This is a genomic window from Candidatus Aquicultor secundus, from assembly GCF_002791875.1.
GTDB lineage: Bacteria > Actinomycetota > Aquicultoria > Aquicultorales > Aquicultoraceae > Aquicultor_A > Aquicultor_A secundus.
Genome location: NZ_PFNG01000169.1, coordinates 3295 through 4830, shown reverse-complemented (window position 1 = coordinate 4830; position 1536 = coordinate 3295). Strand labels below are relative to the sequence as shown.

Annotated in this window: 2 protein-coding genes; both read right to left on the bottom strand. The window is 51.2% G+C overall.

Annotation, left to right across the window (positions count from 1 at the left end; genetic code table 11):
• Positions 1-267 precede the first annotated feature (267 nt).
• Positions 268-723, bottom strand: coding sequence for a dTDP-4-dehydrorhamnose 3,5-epimerase family protein (locus COY37_RS07135; RefSeq protein WP_286678232.1), 456 nt, complete (start codon positions 721-723; stop codon positions 268-270).
• Positions 724-801: 78 nt separating this feature from the next.
• Positions 802-1536 (bottom strand): sugar phosphate nucleotidyltransferase (locus COY37_RS07130; RefSeq protein WP_286977003.1); only part of this gene is annotated, 735 nt, incomplete at its 5' end.

Below are 1536 nucleotides of genomic sequence, written 5' to 3'. Positions count from 1 at the left end.
AAACCCTTTTACTTCAAACAAGGTTTCTGCACCCGAGATTCTTCAGTCGCTTTGCTCCTTCAGAATGACATCCCAGCAGCACTCTTCTTTAAACCAACTTTCCAGACCCACACCGCCTACCGCGTACTCCCTACTGCCTACCAGAACCCACTTCCTCGACCCACACCCTATCCACCCATTAACCCTATCCACCCGTTAACCCATTCACCCATTAACTCTATCCACCTGTTAACCCATTCACCAGTTTTTCTTCTGGCTTCTACTCTTTTAGCCGTGCTTGATGCCCCAGTCGTAGGGGATTTCTTCGCTGTTGTAGGGAAGCCGGTGCTCGTCCGGTTCCCGGTAGTTATACGGCTGCGTGGGGATATTAATGACGATAGCCTCCGTTTCGCTAATGCATTTCCAACCGTGATACACATCGGTCGGAACCTGAACTAGTACGGGATTGTGCTCGCCGATAAAAAACTCGTTGGCCTTACCCCTGGTGGGCGACCCCTCGCGCCCGTCATAGAGAGCGAGCTTCAGCATCCCCTTGACTACCACTATATTATCGGTTTGCAGCTTATGCAAATGCCAGGCTTTGATAACCCCGGGGTAAGTGGTTGTCATATAAACCTGTCCGAACTGTCCGAACAGTTCTTCATCACTTCTCAGGATCTCCATCAAACGCCCCCGCTCATCGGGAATCACCCGCAAGGGTTTCAGTTTCACTCCATTGATCACGCTTTAAAACCTCCACATAATATATTTACTTTTAGCAAGAGGCGGGCTTTGTCTTGACTCATACGGGGCACTTCTTATCTACAAAACTTCAACATCGCTATTGTCGCCTACCATAAGTCTATAGGCCCGTGGCCTTTGCTCGCTTCTGTGCACTCTTACGTTTCGCCCAAGAAGGGAATCCTCGATGCGACTTCCGATGTTCTCAATAACGCACTCGGCCAGGATAATGCTGTGCTCCACTTCGCTTGAGCGGATGGTTACGTTGTCGTGAACCGAGGTAAAGGGTCCGATATATGAATGCAGTATCTTGCTTGACTTGCCGATAATTGCCGGGCCCCGCACCACCGAGCCGTGGATTTTCGCGCCGGCCTCAACGATCACCTTGCCGTAAACGACACTGCTTTTATCAACCGTACCTTCGATTCTCGTTTCGATATTCTCAAGCATGATGCGGTTGGCCTCGAGCATGTCTTCGAGCTTGCCGGTATCCTTCCACCATCCCTCAATCACGTGCGGTTGCACATCATAGCCCGCGTCCACCAGGTACTGGATGGCGTCCGTAATTTCGAGTTCACCCCGCCTGGACGGCTTGATGGCGTTGACCGCCTCAAAGACGTTTTTATCGAACATATACACACCGACCAGAGCAAGGTTGGATCGCGGCTCCTTTGGCTTTTCAACCAGGCTTTTTATCCTGCCGTCCTCAAGTTCGGCGACGCCGAATGCCTGCGGGTTCGGCACATGTGCAAGAAGTATCTGGCAGTTGGGCTTTTCCTGTTTAAACTCGTCAACCAGGCCGCATATTCCGTCTTT